This is a genomic window from Pseudomonas sp. 5Vm1k (genome assembly GCF_056161485.1).
The window spans coordinates 238,243-252,224 of sequence record NZ_JBSPCZ010000002.1 but is presented as its reverse complement, the minus strand read 5'-3'; the positions used below and the strand labels follow the sequence as shown (position 1 = coordinate 252,224).

At 54.0% G+C, this 13,982-nt stretch carries 18 protein-coding genes; 11 read left to right on the top strand and 7 right to left on the bottom strand.

Features of this window, described 5'->3' with window-relative positions:
• Positions 1 to 367: 367 nt before the first annotated feature.
• On the bottom strand, positions 368 to 700 hold the full coding sequence (locus ACWIKB_RS04935) for a hypothetical protein (RefSeq protein WP_475265585.1): 333 nt from the start codon (positions 698 to 700) through the stop codon (positions 368 to 370).
• A gap of 230 nt (positions 701 to 930) precedes the next feature.
• On the opposite strand from ACWIKB_RS04935, the gene ACWIKB_RS04930 reads away from it, so the two are divergent.
• Complete coding sequence (locus ACWIKB_RS04930; protein ID WP_475265584.1) at positions 931 to 1,149, top strand: hypothetical protein; 219 nt, start codon at positions 931 to 933, stop codon at positions 1,147 to 1,149.
• A 116-nt stretch (positions 1,150 to 1,265) separates the two neighbouring features.
• On the opposite strand, the gene ACWIKB_RS04925 is transcribed toward ACWIKB_RS04930, so the two are convergent.
• Entirely contained in the window at positions 1,266 to 1,886 is a 621-nt protein-coding gene (locus ACWIKB_RS04925) for a tyrosine-type recombinase/integrase (RefSeq protein WP_475265583.1), read from the bottom strand.
• A gap of 250 nt (positions 1,887 to 2,136) precedes the next feature.
• Between ACWIKB_RS04925 and ACWIKB_RS04920 the strand changes: the two genes are divergently transcribed.
• Complete coding sequence (locus tag ACWIKB_RS04920) at positions 2,137 to 2,943, top strand: hypothetical protein (RefSeq protein ID WP_475265582.1); 807 nt, start codon at positions 2,137 to 2,139, stop codon at positions 2,941 to 2,943.
• Positions 2,944 to 3,128: 185 nt separating this feature from the next.
• On the opposite strand, the gene ACWIKB_RS04915 is transcribed toward ACWIKB_RS04920, so the two are convergent.
• On the bottom strand, positions 3,129 to 3,503 hold the full coding sequence (locus tag ACWIKB_RS04915) for a tautomerase family protein (RefSeq protein WP_475265581.1): 375 nt from the start codon (positions 3,501 to 3,503) through the stop codon (positions 3,129 to 3,131).
• A 6-nt stretch (positions 3,504 to 3,509) separates the two neighbouring features.
• Positions 3,510 to 3,845, bottom strand: a complete 336-nt coding sequence (locus tag ACWIKB_RS04910) for a carboxymuconolactone decarboxylase family protein (RefSeq protein ID WP_475265580.1) — start codon at positions 3,843 to 3,845, stop codon at positions 3,510 to 3,512.
• Between the two features lie 110 nt (positions 3,846 to 3,955).
• Here ACWIKB_RS04910 and ACWIKB_RS04905 point away from each other — a divergent pair, with 110 nt between their 5' ends.
• The 5 genes from ACWIKB_RS04905 (at position 3,956) to ACWIKB_RS04885 (ending at position 8,842) form a co-directional block, all read left to right on the top strand.
• On the top strand, positions 3,956 to 4,843 hold the full coding sequence (locus ACWIKB_RS04905; protein ID WP_475265579.1) for a LysR substrate-binding domain-containing protein: 888 nt from the start codon (positions 3,956 to 3,958) through the stop codon (positions 4,841 to 4,843).
• Between the two features lie 288 nt (positions 4,844 to 5,131).
• Positions 5,132 to 5,881, top strand: a complete 750-nt coding sequence (locus tag ACWIKB_RS04900; RefSeq protein ID WP_475265578.1) for a substrate-binding periplasmic protein — start codon at positions 5,132 to 5,134, stop codon at positions 5,879 to 5,881.
• 517 nt (positions 5,882 to 6,398) lie between these two features.
• Positions 6,399 to 6,644: a DinB family protein gene (locus tag ACWIKB_RS04895; protein WP_475265577.1), complete on the top strand. Its 246-nt coding sequence runs from the start codon at positions 6,399 to 6,401 to the stop codon at positions 6,642 to 6,644.
• Between the two features lie 566 nt (positions 6,645 to 7,210).
• Positions 7,211 to 7,540 carry a hypothetical protein gene (locus tag ACWIKB_RS04890; protein ID WP_475265576.1) on the top strand — a complete coding sequence of 110 codons (330 nt, stop codon included), beginning with the start codon at positions 7,211 to 7,213 and terminating at the stop codon, positions 7,538 to 7,540.
• A gap of 159 nt (positions 7,541 to 7,699) precedes the next feature.
• On the top strand, positions 7,700 to 8,842 hold the full coding sequence (locus ACWIKB_RS04885; RefSeq protein WP_475265575.1) for an ATP-binding protein: 1,143 nt from the start codon (positions 7,700 to 7,702) through the stop codon (positions 8,840 to 8,842).
• A gap of 873 nt (positions 8,843 to 9,715) precedes the next feature.
• Here ACWIKB_RS04885 and ACWIKB_RS04880 read toward each other — a convergent pair.
• Both ACWIKB_RS04880 and ACWIKB_RS04875 read right to left on the bottom strand, forming a co-directional pair.
• A complete protein-coding gene (locus ACWIKB_RS04880) occupies positions 9,716 to 10,126 on the bottom strand; it encodes a response regulator (protein ID WP_475265574.1) in 411 nt (136 codons plus the stop codon).
• Positions 10,127 to 10,444: 318 nt separating this feature from the next.
• Positions 10,445 to 10,606: a hypothetical protein gene (locus ACWIKB_RS04875; RefSeq protein ID WP_475265573.1), complete on the bottom strand. Its 162-nt coding sequence runs from the start codon at positions 10,604 to 10,606 to the stop codon at positions 10,445 to 10,447.
• Between the two features lie 80 nt (positions 10,607 to 10,686).
• Between ACWIKB_RS04875 and tnpA the strand changes: the two genes are divergently transcribed.
• The 4 genes from tnpA (at position 10,687) to ACWIKB_RS04855 (ending at position 13,383) form a co-directional block, all read left to right on the top strand.
• The gene (gene tnpA / locus ACWIKB_RS04870; RefSeq protein ID WP_475265572.1) at positions 10,687 to 11,019 is read left to right on the top strand and encodes an IS66-like element accessory protein TnpA; all 333 of its coding nucleotides are present in this window, start codon (positions 10,687 to 10,689) and stop codon (positions 11,017 to 11,019) included.
• A complete protein-coding gene (gene tnpB, locus ACWIKB_RS04865) occupies positions 11,016 to 11,228 on the top strand; it encodes an IS66 family insertion sequence element accessory protein TnpB (RefSeq protein ID WP_475265571.1) in 213 nt (70 codons plus the stop codon). The genes tnpA and tnpB overlap by 4 nt, the downstream gene beginning before the upstream one ends.
• A gap of 184 nt (positions 11,229 to 11,412) precedes the next feature.
• Positions 11,413 to 12,960, top strand: coding sequence for an IS66 family transposase (tnpC, locus tag ACWIKB_RS04860; RefSeq protein WP_475265570.1), 1,548 nt, complete (start codon positions 11,413 to 11,415; stop codon positions 12,958 to 12,960).
• A gap of 57 nt (positions 12,961 to 13,017) precedes the next feature.
• Positions 13,018 to 13,383: an NIPSNAP family protein gene (locus ACWIKB_RS04855; protein ID WP_475265569.1), complete on the top strand. Its 366-nt coding sequence runs from the start codon at positions 13,018 to 13,020 to the stop codon at positions 13,381 to 13,383.
• Positions 13,384 to 13,448: 65 nt separating this feature from the next.
• On the opposite strand, the gene ACWIKB_RS04850 is transcribed toward ACWIKB_RS04855, so the two are convergent.
• On the bottom strand, positions 13,449 to 13,928 hold the full coding sequence (locus tag ACWIKB_RS04850) for a P-loop nucleotide/nucleoside kinase family protein (protein WP_475265568.1): 480 nt from the start codon (positions 13,926 to 13,928) through the stop codon (positions 13,449 to 13,451).
• Between the last annotated feature and the right edge of the window lie 54 nt (positions 13,929 to 13,982).

Below are 13,982 nucleotides of genomic sequence, written 5' to 3'. Positions count from 1 at the left end.
GCGTCCGACCCATTGAAATTTATGGGGTTTCTTTTCTTGCCAAAGCAGGAAAAGACTCATTTCTGGACTTGTTTTTAGGGTGTTTCAAGATTTGAAAAAGGAGTAATTCTAAGCAAGGCTACTGGGTTCTACCCATCGCCAATCGGACGTTGGATCATCAAGCCGACGGTGGCAGTCCTGAGTACTTCGAAAGTGCCTCACTTTGAGCCAGAAAAGTATCTACGGTGCCGGGGGCGATTCATAAATCCAGTCCGGGATACGACTAACGCCCCTAATATTTGAGGCTTCAATCGACACGAATCTGTTGCGTGACCCGCGGTAACTGAATGCGGCTTAATGCCCGCGGACGAAAAGTGAGAGTACCCACTTACATCGATTTGACCGAGACTACTTCCACAAACCTGAATTTTTTTCTGGCCGTCTTTGTAGCTTCTTGTTCTGCAACTAGGGAGCTCAGCGTATCGGCCTCATGCACCATCTCGTGCATCTCGCCTTCAAATTCGTTTCCCACACGGAGCGTAACTCTCAACCTAGGAGTGAAGCCTTTTGAGACTGCCTTTTTCTTCGCTGCCTTCACCGGTTGCACGATCACAACATCCGGGACTGTGTCCTGTACGTCTGAGTTAATTGCCGGCGAAGAGGGCTCAGAATCACCGAATAGCGCCCGGCGCATCTCATCTTCCATCAATTCCGTATTCATACCATTTCTCAGAAGGGTGTTATCTATAACCTGATCGATTCTATCAGGATGGCCGGACTCTGTAGTAAAGCGTCGTTGGGTCTGACACTGAAGTGACAAAGGCCGGCAGAGCAGATACCGGCGAGCGTCAGCATCTGTCCATGTGCCTATCATGGCGGGCAGCGGTCGACCAGTATCAGCCAAAGAGAGATAAGCTAGGCTTCCGGCATCATTCCTCAAGGACGAACGCCATGCCAGATAATTCAGATTGCAAGATCGCCACGGCGGACGCTCTGACATTGCTCCTCCACAGCCAGCATGCCTTAAGTGCAGCTATAGAAGAAATAACCAAGTGGCTCTCAGAAAATGGGGTAGGCAGTGTCGCCGCTAATGCGATGTCGGCCATGGAAACGCTGGACACTAATGCTCAAGCCATCACAGATTCCATTTTGAGGATACGCCAGTCATAAATTACTCAGCGCAAGACTGCCTTCTGATTTGAATGCCTCCCGATTTTGTAGACACAATTGACTGGCGGCTATGGGAAGGATAGCGACGGTCTAACATCGACCGTCGCAGTGAATGGTCAGACTTCCGTCTGCTCCGCCATTTCCAAGGCATCATCGACCTCGATGCCCAGGTATCTAACAGTGCTTTCAAGCTTCGTATGGCCAAGCAGGAGTTGTACGGCTCTCAGGTTCTTCGTCCTGCGATAGATCAATGAGGCCTTAGTTCTCTGTAGCGTGTGGGTACCGTACATGGTTGGGTCAAGGCCGATAGCTGTCACCCACGCTTTGACTATTCGAGCGTATTGCCTGGTGGAAAGATGGTCTGAGGCGTGCAACCGGCTCGGGAACAAGAAATCCTCGCTGCGGAGACGCGCCTGATGCATCCAAGCCTCCAAAACCGTTCGGGTTTGCTCAGTGATTTCAAATTGCACTGGGTGCTGAGTTTTCTGCTGCATCACGATGGCCCGTGACGACACATGCTCCCCATGGGCGATGTCTCGGACTCGCAACTTGGTTAAGTCACAGGCACGCAGCTTGCTATCGATGGCCAAGTTGAAGAGCGCCAAATCACGTGTCTTCTCAGCAAGCTGAAGTCTTACGCGGATAGCCCAGATATCTCTGACTCGAAGCGGAGCTTTCTGCCCGACAAGCTTTCCCTTGTTCCAAGGCTGATGTTGGTATCTAGCAATAGTGTTCATGGCTCGTCCTCCACGTGGTGGAGGACAAGGGTGGATCAGTCACAGTGCGCCGTTATCGCTACTCGACCCATATCTGACGGTGGCGACAGGCAGAAAGCGGCCAGGAGCGGTCCGTCGAAGCCTGGTCCGAAATTGCTGACGATCACTAGGCTGAGAATTCTTCCAGCCAAGCGATTTGCGCGCGTGGTCGCGTGTCACCGATCGGTACGGCGTGTCACGATTTCGCCACCTTCAATCCCGAGCGCTCTCCATGTTTCGTCCTGCCCTGCAGATCGTCGCCGTGCTTCTGTTCTGGATGACCGCCACCACGGCGCTGGCCGATCCTCAGTACTTCCACAAGACCTTCGCGGGCCGCATCGGCGATCGCGATGCGTTTACGATGAATCTCAAGAATGTCGATGGCAGGCTGACGGGAAGCTATCGCCATGCCGGCAAGCGCAATGATATCTACCTGAGCGGCGAGATCGCCCCATCAGGGACCTTTATGATGAACGAGTTCGGGAGTGCGGGCCAACGTACCGGCACCTTCACCGGCAAGGTAGCCAGCGACACGCTCGACGGCAACTGGGCATCGGCCCATGGCGACCGGCGCTTGCCCGTTGACGCGCATCAGACCTCGGAAATCATCATTGGCTCGAAGCACGAGATTCTCACGCAGGCGATCGGCACTTATGCGCTCGACAGCGTCAGCGGCGTGGGCTGCCCCAGCGGCGTGTGGGAGTCGTGGCGCGACAAAGGCCGATGGAAATCGAATTTCTCGGTCGTCGAGGATGGGTACAGCGAGGTCTCAGACTTGAGCCTGACACGCGGGGACTTGCACCGGCTCAACAGCATGACGGTCACTTTGGACACCTCGCTCGCCACGCGCCTGAGCGTCGATGGCAAGCTGCTGCTGTCGATCCCGTACCGCGACGCTGGCATCGAGTACGAGATCAGCCAGCCCCTCAACAGCGTCATGGAGGATCACCTGAAGACGCTGTCGCCCGCCACCACCGTCTATAATGAGCATCTCTACCTGCTCGCTCGCGACGCGATCGATTTCGCGCCGGCAATGTAAGGCAATTATCTGTCCAACGACGTGGGCGTCGTGACGGTCAGCTACGCCGTCGTCGGCAAGACCTTCGACGTCTACCTGCGGGACGACAACGGCTGCAGCGGTACCGTGTTCTCCTTCCGGCGCAAGGGCCGATGAAGGCGATGCATCATGCCCCTCTAGGTAAGGCCCCTAGTGCAGCGGCGGCGCTAGTTACCCCGCCCTCCTCCAAACGACCACTCATCACCGGCCGTAGTGGTGATTACCACCATGACATCCTCCGCGTTCAGGCCCGTCGCCTGCCCCAATTTCTCGACCAGATCGCGGTAAAAACGCTGTTTGATCTCGACACTTCGAGGACGGCCTGCAGTAATCGCGATGAGCACAAAGTCATGGCTGCGTGGCCCGCCCAGGTAGTGGGGATCAAATATCAGCTCGCCGACCTCATGTTGGTGAATGGCCTGGAAGCGATCTGTCTCCGGTACTTCGAAGCTCTCGACCAAGGCATCGTGCAAGCCCTCGGACAACGCTTGCAAATACTCGACCGACTTACCGCGGTGCAGTGAAATTCGTGCAAACGGCATCAACGATTACTCCTGATGTTCTGGAAGGCAAGCCTGAAACTCACTGAGCAAATTCAGCGCCGAGGCAGCGGTTGGCCAACCGGAATAAAACGCCAGATGGGTAATGACTTCGGCCAGTTCGTCGACACTCAAGCCGTTGTCTAGTGCGCGCTGCAAATGGAATGGCAACTGCTCAAGTCGGTACATGGCCACCAACGCGGCCACCGTCGCCAGACTGCGTTCACGGGGCTTCAAATGTGGACGCGTCCACATGTCGCCAAACAATACGTTGTCGGTCAGCTCGGCAAACTTCTGCGGGTAGTTGCTTTGGTGTTCTCGCCCCGTGACCATCGATGCATTCATGATGTTTTTCCCTCTGATGTCCCAATTTGATGGAGGAAAACTATCAAGTCGCAACAATTCCGAATATCAGATTTAATTGCATCAATCATCCCAAATTAGTGGACTATTGAATGCGCCGCCCAACCTTCGATCTTGACGTGTTGCGCACCTTCATCACCGGTGTGGAATTCAACAGCTTTGCCAAAGCGGCGGATCGTCTCGGTCGGTCGACCTCGGCGGTAAGCGCTCAATTGAAGAAACTCGAGGAGCAGATCGGTACGCCGGTACTGGCTAAATCCGGTCGCGGACTGGTCTTGACCCCCACGGGAGAAGCACTGCTCAGCCATGCCCGCCGGTTGCTGGAGTTGAACGATGGTATTTTCCAGACCCTGCATGAAAGCCAGACCGCCGGGTCCATACGCCTCGGGCTTCAAGAGGACTTTGGAGAACATTTCCTGAGCGATATCCTGCGACGCTTCGTCCAGACTTACCCGAGGGTGAGTCTCGAAGTCAGGATTGGCCGTAATGCTGAACTTCTTGCTCTGGTGGAAAGCGCAGATTTGGACCTAGCCCTGACCTGGGACACCGGGCACATGTCGCCCTATGCCACGCGTCTGGGCGCAACACAGATGCACTGGATCGGAGCCCGCGATACGCCACTGCTGACTGCCCTTGATGACTCACCGTTGCCATTGATCATGTTCGACGCGCCTTGCGTATTGCGCAGTGCCGCTACCCAGGCGCTGGATGCCGCGCAAATACCCTGGCGGATCGCCCTGACCAGCCCCAGCGTCGGCGGTCTCTGGGCGGCCGTCGCCGCCGGATTGGGTCTGACGCTGCGTACCCGGATCGGGCTACCGAGCCATCTCACCGTTGTTTCTGGTCTGCCGCCCGTGCCAAGCATTGGCTATGTGTTGCACAGCGGTGGCGATGACCCGTCCCCGGCCACCCGATTCTTGGCTGCATTGATCAAGACGAGCCTGCAAGAACAGGCGTTTCGCTTCACAGCGACGAAATAATCGATGCCATCCAAGGGTTTGATTTCAGTCGACTCCAGGCCTTGGCTTAAGTCAGAAATCGGCCAAAAGCGAACGGTCATTACTTGTCCCGACCGATACCCATAAGAGGCATTCAGTTAACCGCTCTTGTAAATCCTGCGCCATGCGTACTGGTTCGTATGTATCAATCGCCGTGTTGACGGTTTACGGGACTACATCAGGCGTTTGACGCGTGTCAGGGACTATACTGTTTTCGACCTTTTAATCAGATCCACCCTTGATCACCGCACAGCCCACCAGGCAGAACACGTGAAACATTCGACACTTACTGCCGCGCTGCTCTGTCTATTACTCGGCACTCCCGTCAGGGCCGAGCAGTATCAGGTCGTTACTGAAGAGTGGGCGCCGTACAACTACCAGGAAAACAATCAGCTCACCGGCATGGCCACGGAGATCGTTCGGGGCATAATGGCGCTAACCGGGGATGGTTTTGAGGTGGTGCTGCTGCCCAGTATGCGAAGCACCCGCGCGTTGAAGACCCGGCCCAAGACTATAATGTATTCCCTATTTCGCACGGCGGAGCGTGAACCATTGTACAAGTGGGTCGGACCGATCGTGGAAGAGTCCATTCACCCCTATCAGTTAGTCAATGCGCAACAGCCGGTGAACTCCTTGGAGCAGCTAATGCATGCCTCTCAGATCACGACGAGACATGCCGGCCTTATTCCCGAGATTCTGCAGTCGCGGGGCTTCAACAACCTCGAAAAAAGTGCAACTGAGAGCCAGCAGCTCTATCGCATGCTGCTAGCCGGGCGCACCAACATCATCATAGGCGACACCGATGCGGGGGTGGCTTACTACAGCCGCCAGTTGAAGATCGCCCCCGGCACGCTGCGGCAGATTCCCATCGAGCTCTATCGCTCATCGCTGTACATCGCCTTCAGCCGGGACTGTGACGACGAACTTGTATCTGCCTGGGCCCGCGCCCTGGAGAAGCTGCGCCACTCGGGTGAGCTGAAGCGCATCAAGGATCAATACAATCAACCCATCGGGAAATGAACCGCAGAACCAGCGCAGGCCGCTTCGCACCTATCCACCCTTGCCTCACTCAACGTGGAGGATAAGCCATGAACATAATTGCTACATACAGCCATCAACCTTGGAACAAGGGAATGTTGACCCGTTGCACCACCCCAAAAACAAACAAGCCCAACACTAGACATTTTTTCAAAATGAGTGTGGATCGCTTATCAAGTATTCACTGAAAGTGATGGACACGATCAGCCGCATCAGCCATGTCTGCCTGATGGCGACCTATAACGAGTGGATGAATTCAAAGATTTATGGAGCTTCCAGAAGCTTGCCAGATGAAGAGCTCTCAGTGAACAGGAAAGCACTCTTTGGTCTATTCTAGGGACGTTGAACCACCTGGGGGCTGGAGACACTATCTGGCTAAAGCGATTCGCCAAGCACCCAGCGAACCACTTGGCTCTGGAGCCAATTCGGCAGCTTCCTGCCCCCAAAGCCTCGAGCAGTTACTGTTCTCAAGTATCCGAGAACTTTCGGCATATCTAGTGTGGCTCGTCCAGATGATTGCCGAGTGGTCTCGCTCCATTACAGAGCCGGATTTAGATTACACCCTCAATTACACAAGCGTGACGGGGGTAGCCGCGGACAGACGTTTTTATGGTTGGTCATGCATTTTTTCAACCATCAAACGCATCACCGCGGACAAGTTAGCACCTTGCTTTCACAAGCGGGTGTCGACATAGGTGATTCGGACCTGGTCATCCTCATTCCATCCGAACCCTGCACAAAGTAGAAACGCCCAGCGCTGGCGCTAGACCGGTTTTTTTCACAGCTGATCGGCTCGGCGAAACAGCACAGCCATCCGACCTGGGTGTCGATCGGAGTGATGGCAAACGGCCGAAGCGGCCTGTCAAGAGCGGCAGCAGATGAGCTCTAGCCGGAAGCAGCGGTACTATGGCTGGTTGATGGGTGAAGATCTCATGATATGAAGCCAGCGAAACTCTTGGAGCTGCATTTGATCCATGCTCTCAGAGTGAACTGGTGCCTCTTGTTGTTCGATCATAAGCGCTGGTGGAGAAAGCCATGAGAGAAGCTACAAACGATTTGCCCGAGCCCATAAAGCGGCAGGCTGAGAGGATTCTCCACGAGATTGAACTCGCAGGCTCGATGATTCTCGCGGTTAAAAGTGGCGCTAAACTCCAGGGATTCATACTGGAATAACATGCTGTGACGGCCTGCCCACAGAGCGCTGTGAACTGTTATCAGACCATTTTGACAGCATCGTGGAGCAAAGATTGAAGTCGTTGACATTAGGGCTGTAGCGGCAGCTGGATAGAAGAAGCTGTGTAGAGGAATAGGATGACGTACATCACTTTCCTTTTAACACTTGCTCTAATGGCAGGCTGCAAAACGGCACCCGTTCCGGAAGAGATCACCACTGTTTCCCAAGAGCGGCTTTTTGGTTTTACAAAAACATCTGATGCCCATCTTGTCATCTTGGCCGCGACCTTATTAGGAAATGATTGCGCGATCCGTATTTCAATAGACGAAAAGCCGGTCGCTGACTTTTTCGGCGCAGAAGTAGCCCATTTCGGGCTCACGTTTGGATCACACAACCTCTCGGCGCAAACTTCGGAGGGGTTGCTTTACGCGATGGATGCAAGAGATCAGGGGCAGTGTCAAAGCTGACGACGCCTTGATCATGCGTATCGACAAAGGGGCCTAATACGGACCGAGCTTTAAAAGCTATAAACAACCTCCTACACTGCTGAACACCCGCTCACACCGTATCTGCGCAGTCTCGCTTTCCTGCCGGCCTCTGCATCGCCTCCCATTAGGATCACCGACATGCGCCTGTCCGATTTCATTCTTGAGAACCTTGAACCGATTCTGCAGGCCTGGGAAGATTTCGCCAGAACCATTGAGACGCCAGGTGCGGACCTCGATAGTGAAGCTCTGCGAGATCATGCCGAACAGATGTTGCGGGCAATTGTAAGTGACTTGCGAACAACGCAGACGAAGCGAGAGCAAGCTGCCAAGTCTCAAGGCCAAGCCCCTTTAGATGATGAAGAAACCGCAGCTGAAACTCATGCAATGACGAGGTTAATGGCAGGTTTCACGATCGATCAAATGGTGTCGGAATATCGAGCACTGAGAACGAGTGTCGTCAGTCAGTGGATGAGGCAAGTGAAGGATGGCACGCCGATTAATGTCGACGATATGACCCGATTCCACGAGGCCATCGATCAAGCTCTCGCCGAATCCATCGCCAGTTACTCACGCGCGGTAGAAGCGTCGCGCAACGTATTTTTAGGCATTCTCGGCCACGACCTGCGCACCCCGCTTGGAGCGATCTTGCTGGGTGCCGACATGTTGAGGCGCTCAGAAGGGGCCGGAGCCCGGGCTACCAAGGTTGCCAATCAGATATATACAAGCGTGCGGCGAGCGAGCCAAATTGTTGGAGACCTACTTGATTTAACACGCTGCCAAATGGGCCCAGGCATTCCTGTCAAAACGACGGATATAGATCTCTCGCAAGTTTGCGAACGTGTTGTCGAAGAAATCCGAACGTTTCATCCAGAGGCCATGGTCTTGTTCAAGGCGAAGACTCCAGTTCAAGGGCAATTCGATGGCGCCAGAATGGAACAAGTCTTCTCGAACATAATCAGCAACGCTGTACAGCATGGAAATAATCAACTCCCTATCAAGGTGGAGTTAGATACCTCAGGAGACTGCGCTATTTTCACCGTGCATAACAGTGGTGAGCCCATACCAGAGGACGTTCTCCCGTTTATATTTAACCCCATGGGGCGTTTCTCTCTGCGATCAGTAATTGATCATGGGCCGACAGAGGGGTTGGGCTTGGGCCTGTTCATCGCGTCAGAGATAGTGGCATCACATAACGGTTCAATCGATGTCAGCTCCGACTCGAATGGAGGCACCACCTTTCTAGTCAAGCTTCCAATTACTGAGCCGCTCCTACATCAGTAGACACATTCGAGAGGCGGCTTCGGGTCGAAAGCGGGCATCCAGCAGCTCAGATTCAAGCTGGGCACCAGCAATCCTGAAGATGCCCAATATAAAGTTTGCTGAGAGTTCGTTTTCGGGCAAAAACGGCAATTCATAAAAAGACAATTGAGATATTGCCCATCGAAACGCGCTCAACTTGTTTGTACAACTTGCCGTTCGGATCGGAAGACGACTAGGTTGCTCACCCGGGAGGCCCCAGCTCTAATCGAATGCTTGGTGGTTCGGCCATATCAGGCGCGAAATGACGCGAGAGACTTTTTAGAGTACCCCCTGGCCCACACAGAGCCCTGAAGATATCCAATCTTCGGACTTCCACCCAGGTAATCGTTGATGGTGTTCGTTAAGGTGAACATCCATTGCTTTGATGAGTTTTTTTGTTGTCGCTATTTCTTCGAAGAAGTGCTCTCGCAGGGCGATGAAATCTCGTCTTGCCTCTGCGAATTGCTCGACATACACGTAGGCCTCTGCTCTTAATTCGATGGAAGCCTTGGCCACGGAGTAATTTGGAGATGGTGGGATAGGGGGCTGCTTCAATGGCGCGGCCAAATATAGCTTCGGTGACATGACGTTTCTCACCCAGAAGATCCGATATGTTACAAATTAGACCGCGCGCCACACAAGAATGTTCCTGACATTCGTGGCACAACAAACCGGCGCTGCTCCCCATGGTGACTAGGATTGAGCGTATCCGAGCGGTGGCGCAGAACTCAGCGCACCAACACAGCCCCGAAGCGATGGCGTTCCATATTACACATGGCACGAATGGGAGACGATAGCTTCTTTCTCAGTCATATCAACGTCAGTGAGTGATGTCAGTGTGGTGAATATGGGCAGTTACACTTTACCAACCAAATAATCCTGCCGAATGCCGCTCGCGACCGCGTTAACCAGTTCGTCGTAGGTCCAAGGTTTCTTCAGATAGATCGTTTGAGAGTGTGCTGTAGAGGAATCAAGCTCACGGTCGAATGTCAAAATCGCAGAGACTGCGGGCCATTTTGCCTTTACCATCTCGACGAACGCCTCACCTTGGAGTCGCCCTGGCTGCCCCTCGTTCACGATTACTAGCCGACAACCGCCATTCGTCTGCCTGAGATAAATCAAAGCAGCTTCAGCCGTTTCGAAGCACAAAGACTGAAGGCCGAGCTCCACCAAGGTCTCCACTAGCAACATTCGTAATGGTAGGTAGTCCTCTACAACGATTGCCCATCCCATATGCAGCGGGAGGTTTACCCCTTTGGTGTCCACGCGTCACTTCCTAATCGGTTCAACTCCACCCGTTGGCAGAGGAATTCCAGTGTAGGCGATTTATTTTCAGATTGATTCTTAACGGTAGCGGCGAGGTTCAAAAGAGCGAAATAAGCGATACGCCGTCCGGGCCGGATAGGAGCCCCCGTCTCTACTAGGCGTTATAATCGACTCATGTAGCCTTTCAGCACCGTCAGAATCCGGCCAAGACAAGCCATTGAGATTTGACTATGAGGGTGAGTGCAATAACCTCCCAAAGTAACCCGCGCCGTAGACGTTTAGCCTCGATCAGTGATGAGTTTACGAGTCAGCATAGCGTTAATAAAGGCTTTCCAGTTCCTGCTGATACTCATCACCAGCGCGCCTAGATCTAATTTTACCAATTGCATCAGCCGCATCTATGACAACTTGGGCATCGTCTTGACCGTTTTTCACAGCCCACTCTCTCTCCGCCTTGATGTATCCGTCCGGCCAAGTCATCTACCCAGCCCCGCAAGGCCAGGACATGGTGCACTTAAATTTAAGTGGGCACCAGTTCTAGCCTTTTAAGCGGGTATTTCATGCAGCCACAACGCCGTTCCTACTCCAAGTCCCTCAAGGCCCAGGTCATTCAAGAGTGTGCCCAGCCCGGAGCTTCGATTGCCAGCATCGCGCTCAGCCATAGCCTCAACGCAAACCTCGTACACAAATGGATTCGGGTGCAAGCGCAGAAAAGCACGGCGCTGCAACCTGCATTCATTCGGTTACCCATGCAGCTGGCCGCAGCAAATTCGCACGCAGCAACATCGAATATCTGCGTTGAAATCCAGCACCCGCGCGGCACCGTCAAAGTGAACTGGCCAACCGAAAGTGCTGCTGCCTGCGCGACTTTTCTTCGAGACCTGCTGCGATGATCCGCATCGACTCCATCTGGCTCGCCACCGAGCCGATGGACATGCGCGCCGGTACCGAGACGGCGTTGGCCAGAGTGATCTCAGTGTTCGGTGCGGCGAAGCCGCACTGTGCTTATCTGTTCGCCAACCGCCGCGCCACTCGTATGAAAGTTCTGGTACATGACGGCTTCGGCATCTGGCTGGCTGCTCGCCGGTTGAACCAAGGTTAGTTCCACTGGCTAAGCATTCACCATGGCTCTGAAATAGAGTTGGATACCGAGCAACTCCAGGCCCTGGTGTTGGGCCTGCCATGGCAGCGCGCGGGCTCCGGCGGTGCGATCACACTGCTTTAATGGCTGCCATTAGCCTATCGGTCTATCGCCGCGAATTGCCTGGTCTGGCAAAATCGGCCCCATGACTTCGCTCCCCAATCTCGATCACCTTACCCCTGAACAACTGCGCGCTTTGGCGGCGCAGTTGATACAGCGTGTCGAGACACTCGACCAGCAAGTCGAGACCATGGGCAAGAAGATCAACCGCGACCAGACGGTTATCGAGAAACTGACCCATGAGATGGCGCAACTCAAGCACTTGAAGTTTGCCAAGCGCAGTGAGCAGTTGAATCCGCAGCAGGCCAACTTGCTCGATGACTTGATCGATACCGATATCGCGGCGATTGAAGCTGAGCTTCAAGCCTTGCAAACAGCTCCTACGCCGACCGAGAAAAAGCAAAAGCCCAAGCGCACCGCGTTGCCGGCAGAATCTCCACGCACGTTGATCCATCACGAACCGGACAACACCCACTGCCAATGCGGCTGTGCACTCAAGCGCATCGGTGAGGACGTCAGCGAGAAGCTGGACTACACGCCCGGAGTAATTACCGTCGAGCGTCATGTCCGTGGCAAGTGGGTATGTGATGACTGCGAAACGCTGATCCAGGCACCCGTTCCGGCACAGGTCATCGACAAGGGTATCCCGACCGCCGGGCTGTTGGCCCACGTCATGATCGCGAAGTTTGCCGACCATCTGCCTCTTTACCGTCAGGAATCGATTTTCGGTAGAGCGGGCCTGGCGATTCCACGTTCAACTTCGGCTCAATGGGTTGGCGTGACAGGTGTGCAGTTACAGCCTCTAGTCGATGCGTTGCGCGACGTAGTGCTCGGGCAGCAGGTCATTCATGCCGATAAAACGCCGGTGCAGATGCTCGCTCCGGGTTCGAAGAAAACCCACCGCCCTTATGTCTGGGCCTACGCCACCAGCCAATTCTGCGAAACAGCGGCTGTCGTTTATGACTTCAGCCCCAGCCGCGCCGGCGAGCATGCTCGCAACTTCCTGCAAGACTGGAGGGACAAGCTGGCGTGTGATGATTTTGGCGGTTACAAGGCCAGCTTTGAACTCGGCGTGACCGAGATCGGCTGCATGGCCCATGCGCGGCGCAAGTTCTTCGAACTGCACGCCACCAACAAGAGCATGCTCGCCGAACAGGCCCTGCGCTATATCCAGTTGCTTTACGAAATAGAAAGTGACGTTCGCGACCTGGAGCCGGATTTACGCTGCCGAATACGGCAAGAAAAAGCCGCACCCGTAATGGCTACTCTGCATGCCTGGATGCTCGCCCAGCGTGATCTCGTGCCCGAAGGTTCTGCTATTAGCAGAGCGTTGGATTACAGCCTGAAACGTTGGGCAGCGCTGTCGCGCAACCTGGAGGACGGGGCCGTCCCCATTGTCAACAACTGGGCAGAGAACCAGATCCGGCCGTGGGCTCTTGGTCGCAAGAACTGGCTCTTTGCAGGTTCGCTACGCAGCGGCAAGCGGGCTGCGGCGATCATGAGCTTGATCCAGTCTGCGCGGCTGAATGGGCATGATCCGTATGCCTATTTGAAGGACGTACTCACACGATTGCCGACGCAGCGGGCGAGTGAGATTACGCGGCTGCTGCCACATAACTGGACTCCCGCCTAATAACGTAAGCTGGGATGTACGGATGCCCACGTTGAAATTCCACATGGAAGACTTGGAATGACTCGAATTATTGAAATCCTGATGTACACCTTAAAGCCAGGATCGGGATTGGATTTTCATAGAATAATGCAGAATGTAAGTGTTCCGCTTCACCTAGAAGCGGGCATAGATGTCGTTTCTTATGGCGGCTCATTACATGATTGTGACAGTTATCACCTGATTCGCTCCTATGAAAGCGAGAGCCATCGCCTAGCATCTCAAGAAACTTTTTACGCAAGCGCTGCCTGGAAACAGGGCCCGCGAGCAGAAATTATCGGTCGGATTGAAGTCAGTACAACGACAGTTATGGCGCTCACTCAAGACGTGATTGATGCCATCAGAGCTTCCGTAGATCTATCTAGAGCAGATGCTCAATCAGCGTAGCCATCGGCAAAGACAGACCCCGTAGTCTTAAACGCTGGGATCAGGAAGGTGTGTTGGCCGGACGCTTACGCCTTGATGACAGACACTTCAGTGGTTTTCATAACTGAGCTTTCAAACGGGGCGTTATCCCACGGCTCATATTCATGATCCAATACAGACTGCCAGGTTGGTGGCGTCAGGCCAGGAATATCAATCTTCCTGGTTTCTACCCGTCGCTGGTGTTCATATTTATCAGAGCAAATCACTTGGATATTCACTAATGGAGCACCAGAGTGAGTAGCAATTTCGCTCCACGCCTTTCGGCTTTCGATTACTGGGTTAACACAGTCGACTATGACAGTACTGCCGAAACGAAGATTGCTCAGAGCAAGCTCATTAGCGACCATATAACCGCTCCGCCCCACGTCTTGTGCCAGAGCACCGGAATTTCGGATAGCCTGCTCAATCGTATCGATCCGCAGATACACCGCACTTGTTCTGGTGGCAAGGTCACTTGCTATAGTCGTTTTTCCAGTACCTGGAAGGCCGCTGAAGACAATAAGCATTCTATGTCCTTCGATTGGTGAGATGACCCAGTCTAGGCCAATAGCTGCCGAAGC

What these genes read in the sequence shown, in the direction of transcription:
- ACWIKB_RS04885 (WP_475265575.1), top strand. Translation starts at nt 7,700, where the DNA reads ATGCGCCTGTCCGATTTCATTCTTGAGAACCTTGAACCGATTCTGCAG.
- ACWIKB_RS04875 (WP_475265573.1), bottom strand. Translation starts at nt 10,606, where the DNA reads ATGACTTGGCCGGACGGATACATCAAGGCGGAGAGAGAGTGGGCTGTG.
- tnpC (WP_475265570.1), top strand. Translation starts at nt 11,413, where the DNA reads ATGACTTCGCTCCCCAATCTCGATCACCTTACCCCTGAACAACTGCGC.
- ACWIKB_RS04920 (WP_475265582.1), top strand. Translation starts at nt 2,137, where the DNA reads ATGTTTCGTCCTGCCCTGCAGATCGTCGCCGTGCTTCTGTTCTGGATG.
- ACWIKB_RS04855 (WP_475265569.1), top strand. Translation starts at nt 13,018, where the DNA reads ATGACTCGAATTATTGAAATCCTGATGTACACCTTAAAGCCAGGATCG.
- ACWIKB_RS04930 (WP_475265584.1), top strand. Translation starts at nt 931, where the DNA reads ATGCCAGATAATTCAGATTGCAAGATCGCCACGGCGGACGCTCTGACA.
- ACWIKB_RS04910 (WP_475265580.1), bottom strand. Translation starts at nt 3,845, where the DNA reads ATGAATGCATCGATGGTCACGGGGCGAGAACACCAAAGCAACTACCCG.
- ACWIKB_RS04935 (WP_475265585.1), bottom strand. Translation starts at nt 700, where the DNA reads ATGAATACGGAATTGATGGAAGATGAGATGCGCCGGGCGCTATTCGGT.
- ACWIKB_RS04890 (WP_475265576.1), top strand. Translation starts at nt 7,211, where the DNA reads ATGACGTACATCACTTTCCTTTTAACACTTGCTCTAATGGCAGGCTGC.
- tnpB (WP_475265571.1), top strand. Translation starts at nt 11,016, where the DNA reads ATGATCCGCATCGACTCCATCTGGCTCGCCACCGAGCCGATGGACATG.
- ACWIKB_RS04850 (WP_475265568.1), bottom strand. Translation starts at nt 13,928, where the DNA reads ATGCTTATTGTCTTCAGCGGCCTTCCAGGTACTGGAAAAACGACTATA.
- tnpA (WP_475265572.1), top strand. Translation starts at nt 10,687, where the DNA reads ATGCAGCCACAACGCCGTTCCTACTCCAAGTCCCTCAAGGCCCAGGTC.
- ACWIKB_RS04915 (WP_475265581.1), bottom strand. Translation starts at nt 3,503, where the DNA reads ATGCCGTTTGCACGAATTTCACTGCACCGCGGTAAGTCGGTCGAGTAT.
- ACWIKB_RS04925 (WP_475265583.1), bottom strand. Translation starts at nt 1,886, where the DNA reads ATGAACACTATTGCTAGATACCAACATCAGCCTTGGAACAAGGGAAAG.
- ACWIKB_RS04905 (WP_475265579.1), top strand. Translation starts at nt 3,956, where the DNA reads ATGCGCCGCCCAACCTTCGATCTTGACGTGTTGCGCACCTTCATCACC.